The sequence below is a fragment of the Methyloceanibacter sp. genome (assembly GCF_058506495.1).
In genome coordinates, this window is the sequence record NZ_JBZMXT010000127.1 from 1 (window position 1) to 4,432 (window position 4,432).

General features: G+C 56.7%; 5 protein-coding genes and 1 pseudogene. 2 read left to right on the forward strand and 4 right to left on the reverse strand.

Annotated elements, in window-relative coordinates:
• Positions 1-325: 325 nt before the first annotated feature.
• Positions 326-508, forward strand: a complete 183-nt coding sequence (locus AC33YF_RS12990; protein WP_491777633.1) for a hypothetical protein — start codon at positions 326-328, stop codon at positions 506-508.
• Positions 509-739: 231 nt separating this feature from the next.
• On the opposite strand, the gene AC33YF_RS12995 is transcribed toward AC33YF_RS12990, so the two are convergent.
• From AC33YF_RS12995 to AC33YF_RS13005, 3 genes are all read right to left on the reverse strand, one after another.
• Positions 740-1,579 (reverse strand): universal stress protein, encoded by an 840-nt coding sequence (locus tag AC33YF_RS12995; protein WP_491777634.1) that lies wholly within the window; start codon positions 1,577-1,579, stop codon positions 740-742.
• Positions 1,580-1,880: 301 nt separating this feature from the next.
• Positions 1,881-2,015 (reverse strand): hypothetical protein, encoded by a 135-nt coding sequence (locus AC33YF_RS13000; RefSeq protein ID WP_491777635.1) that lies wholly within the window; start codon positions 2,013-2,015, stop codon positions 1,881-1,883.
• A 315-nt stretch (positions 2,016-2,330) separates the two neighbouring features.
• A complete protein-coding gene (locus AC33YF_RS13005) occupies positions 2,331-2,621 on the reverse strand; it encodes a cytochrome c family protein (RefSeq protein ID WP_491777636.1) in 291 nt (96 codons plus the stop codon).
• A 145-nt stretch (positions 2,622-2,766) separates the two neighbouring features.
• On the opposite strand from AC33YF_RS13005, the gene AC33YF_RS13010 reads away from it, so the two are divergent.
• Positions 2,767-2,955, forward strand: coding sequence for a hypothetical protein (locus AC33YF_RS13010; RefSeq protein WP_491777637.1), 189 nt, complete (start codon positions 2,767-2,769; stop codon positions 2,953-2,955).
• Positions 2,956-3,216: 261 nt separating this feature from the next.
• Here the strand turns inward: AC33YF_RS13010 and AC33YF_RS13015 are convergent.
• Positions 3,217-4,432: pseudogene (locus AC33YF_RS13015) on the reverse strand (hypothetical protein); the annotation flags it as partial.

The following is a 4,432-nucleotide window of genomic DNA, read 5'->3' on the forward strand; positions in this document are numbered from 1 at the left end:
CCACTCACGCCCGACCACCGATGCACATTGTACGTGGCGACGCGCATACGGTCCGGAAGCTGCTGCGGCATGGCAGAGAGTTTTGACGCAGCGCGCACAAGAGAGACATATGGCGCCGCCGACTCGACCTGTGCGCGTCGGGCCCGTTGGGCATCCCTTAGCACTACCACCATCAAACAATTGTCCCAGCGGCTTTCACAAAACCCATGCTGCGTACACCCAATCACCCAGTACCAGACTAAGTGCAGCTAAGTTGATGGCGATCAAGGGCCGAAGTAGCCTCGCCGTGCATATTACTGGAGCTTAGCGAAAAGGATCGTTTCCCATGAATATGAACGAAATCCATGACTACGCTCGTCGCTTCTTAGGTACGCACGGCGCGAAAGCCGAGGCTGAGGCGGCTCAGAGAGCTGCTGATTTCGAGAAGCAGGGTGACAAGTCTCAAGCCGAGGACTGGCGTCGTATTCAGGCCGCAATAAGCTCAATGCGTGGACCGCATTCCAGCTAGGGTTCAACCAGCGAACCGGGCCCACAGAACGGCACGATGAGCCATCGTGACCAGCACATGGCAACCCTAGGGACAGCGCGAGCGCTGCCTCATTGTTCAGGCCGTTTTTTAAACACCGCTCTCGGCACGTGGCGGATGAGTGAAGCCAGACGATGAGAGCGTGCCGGGTGAGTTGTGACAAGCCCAGTGGTGCCCAATACCCGAAGAAGACGATCCAAGCGCACCCGCCATTCAGTGCGAAATCAAGGTTGGAAGCTTGAGTTGAGCGAGCACACCATTCGTTGCCCCGCCAAGTATAAAGTCACGGATGCGAGAATGACCGAAGCCTCCCATCGCCAGAAGCTGCGCGTCCTCCGACAGCGCGGTATCCTGTAGTGCCTCAGCAATGGTTTTCCGACCGAGCGCGACCTCGATAGGGGTAGCGCTTACCCCGCGCTTTTCCAGCGATGATGCCAGTGCGTTAGCAAGATTTGAACCGGTCAGAGCTTTATCGCCCTGCACTGTCAACACGGAGACACGACCGCCTTTAGCAAGAAGCGGCAGCGCATCGCCAAGCGCGCGTGCGGCGACCCGACTGGCGTCCCAGGCAACTGCAATGTGGTCGAGGGTGCCGACACGAGCCGCGGGCGGGACCAAGATCGTCGGACGACCAGAACCAAAGACGATGGCCTGCGCCATGTTCTGTGCCCCAAAGCTCTCTTCAGACCACGGAACTAGTACAAGGTCGAAATACCGTGCCTCAACGGCGGCTCGGTCTGTTGCTGAGCCCATCGGCACCTTCCGGCTTGTATAGTCCACGTTGAGGCGCGAACCGACGGCTCCTTTGACCAGGGCCTGCAGGCGAAGACATTCAGTTTCGCTCTTCTCCTCGGCGGCCCGGACGAGCCCGCGGAAATCGACGATTACGCTACCTAACGGCGACGATACTTCGGGGATATCGACGGCAAAGGTCGTCACATGCAGCGCACAATCGAGTGTGGCCGCGAACCCTGTAGCAGCCAGGATAGCCTCGTCAGCAGTGACCTCTGGGTCCGTGGCCAAAGGCATATAGGCAATACAAGTCTGCGACATGATGGATTCTCCACGACTGAAACTCCTTGAAGCCGACGGGAAGAAACGATCCCGTTCTCGCCTCGAAGTGTCCTCGCAGTTTGGCAACAGAAAACTGTGCCAAGATTGACTTGTGTCAACTCAACCCAGTGCCACCGAACATCCTGCTATTTCGGAGGTCGGCGTCGCGCGGCCGGACCTGAGGAGACGTTCTAAGATAGGCTTGGTGAAGGCGCATCGCTCAAAAGACAGGGGGGCGTCGAGGCTGCGCGATGCGTTGCAAGTTCAACAGACGTGGCCTTCGAAACACCACGGGCTGCAACTAAACACCCCTCGCCGCAACGCCAGCCGCAAGCAGTACCCACGCTGCGAGTACGATCCAAAGTGCAAAGTGGACGCCGTCCGCGAACAGGCCAAGCACTCCAGCCACGTAAAAGATGCAAGCGAACGCTGCCAATACGATTGACGAGTAGAAAGCGTACTTTGTTGGAGGCGTTAGTCGTATTGAAAACCAGGAAGTTTTCATCACGTATGTTCCGTCGGGCCAAAGCCAACATTAATGATGGCACGCAGTAAGCCCGGCCTACGTACTCATGCAGAACCGGGCCTGCCAACAGCATAGGCGTCATTGGCCTTATGGGCGTGCAGAATCGACGCCTAGCACGGCAAACCTATTGAACTACCGGGTACCGCTCCGCGGCCTTGAGACAGGTCAACTTGTGAGGTGTTGCGGAAAGGACCTTCCTTGTGGGCTTCTCCCGTGCGGTCTGATCTAGCGGAATTTATAGAACTCATCGTTCAGGTACTTGAGGAGATCTTGCGTTTCGCTCGCAGAGAACTCCGCAGTTGCCAAATGTCTACAATTTCCCAGTTGCTTCCTGAGCGTGTCCAAAGACTGCACAAATCGCTCCTTGCGTGAGTGAACGCTCGTATCGTGGCACCCCATGCAGTTCGCGTTATAGAGTCGCTTTCCGTTCACGCTGTCTCCCACCAACGAAGTGGCGTAAGCGGTTGGCATGAGCAGGATCCAGGCCAACGCCGCCACCCACAAGATGTTCTTCATAGCTCACCTCCGGGCCTCTTATGGGACTCGCTCTTTATGCTTTCTCTGCACAGTCTTAGTGTAGCATTGAGCTACCGCAATGCGATGGCGTCTAGAGGCATCGTTTGTTTGTTGCCTTCGAAACGCAGAGAGGAAGGTATGGATAATGGCTACTTGGTCAGTATGCACGGACGATGCCGGGAACAAGCTCTACATCAACCTAGACAATGTCCTCTACTTGGCACGGTACCCCGGCCATGACAGCACGACCATCATGATGGTGGGTGGCAAGAAAGAGCACGTTCAAGAAGAACCCGACGCGATAGCTATTGCGGGCGAAACCGTAGGCTCGTGATCGGCGTTTTTGGCTTCACAGGGCAGACAAAAATCGACGCAGCGGGATAGCATGTTCGCAAAATACGGAGCAGCTGAATAGTGGAGCGCTGGCGATGCACCACTTGCCACTCCATTCATGACCTCAAACCAGAGAATCTGTTCGTCTTCATGCCATCCCAACCACGCAACGACTGGCCACGCCCAATTTCTGCTCTTGGCGCTTAGCGGACATCAACCGAGAAATGCCACATGTCGGCCTAGGGGCGTCAAGCAGTTGTCTCTAGGTCGTATTCTGATGTCGGCTGATCGACAGAAACATCTGTGGCATGAGCGCCGTCGCCAGCATCACCTCATTGATGTCTCGATGGGCATCCCAGCTCTCGTCATTGACCCGGGCATGCTTTAGCCAAAGATCGACGAGCTCCCCGCAAAGGGGTTTATACGACAAGAGCAGTTCGATAGGTCGCCGCAAACCGGGTCTGTTCCGGAGGCCTTCTTCGCCTTCGATGGCTTCAGCGATCATCGGCAACGCTCCGAGCCCGATCGCCAGGCCGAGTTCTCGAAAAGGCAAGCGATGCGTGGTCGGCTGATCCAAATAACGGCTGATGAAAAGCGCCGCCAATCCGTTACAGCATGACTGCAGTATATCCTCCAGCAGTCGAGCCTCGCGTTGATGATCGCCGCGAACCAATTGAGCAAGCCTGCAAGCGTCGAACAGCAGTCCGCCTAAGCCCAGCGGGTCGTCGGTCACCCAATCTGCATTCTGGCAAAGCGGGTGCAGCTTCTCGAGCGCCTGATGGAGACCGTTCAACTCGGTATGGTCTTGCATCGCATGCTCGATCTCCCAAAAAGTGATCAGCGCGTCCAAGGTGTCATGCAAACCTACCGTGGGAACGAGCGGTCTCGTAAGATCGGTGCTCATCTTCCAAGCAAGACCGGCAACCTCGCCAGATGCCGATCTGCGGACAAAGGCTTCGAACGAGCGTTGCGCCAGCTCTACCGCCCACGTCCTGTATCTGCTGTCGCCGGTCACCGAGGCTGCCCGGCACAGCGCATGCATCCATTTCGTTAGATAGTGAAAATACTGTCCGTCGCGATCCCACTCGAGACGACTGTCGAAAGTCTCGTTCGAGCCGCGCTCCTTGAGCCGCTTACCAATCCGAAGACCGCCTAGCGTGGGGTGGTGGCGGGCACGCTCGTCGGCGAGTCCGCTGATCCAGCCTCTGCGTGCATCGTCGTCTCGATACCGCCCCAGCACCAGATGAACTTGGTCGATGAGCGCTATCGCAGCGCGCTCGTACTGTTCATCAGCCGTTTGCTGGAATAGTTCGAGAAAGTTGCAAACTGCGAAGGCGTCAGTCCAGAGATAACGACGTGGATTCTGCGCAGCAGAAGAGAGTCCGGTTCGTTTTGCGAAGTCGGACATGAGCCAAACTGCATTGCATTGTGGGCTGTCCGAAGTCATTAGATTCTTTAAGGCTGCGCGTACCAAAGAC

What these genes read in the sequence shown, in the direction of transcription:
- AC33YF_RS13005 (WP_491777636.1), bottom strand. Translation starts at nt 2,621, where the DNA reads ATGAAGAACATCTTGTGGGTGGCGGCGTTGGCCTGGATCCTGCTCATG.
- AC33YF_RS12990 (WP_491777633.1), top strand. Translation starts at nt 326, where the DNA reads ATGAATATGAACGAAATCCATGACTACGCTCGTCGCTTCTTAGGTACG.
- AC33YF_RS12995 (WP_491777634.1), bottom strand. Translation starts at nt 1,579, where the DNA reads ATGTCGCAGACTTGTATTGCCTATATGCCTTTGGCCACGGACCCAGAG.
- AC33YF_RS13010 (WP_491777637.1), top strand. Translation starts at nt 2,767, where the DNA reads ATGGCTACTTGGTCAGTATGCACGGACGATGCCGGGAACAAGCTCTAC.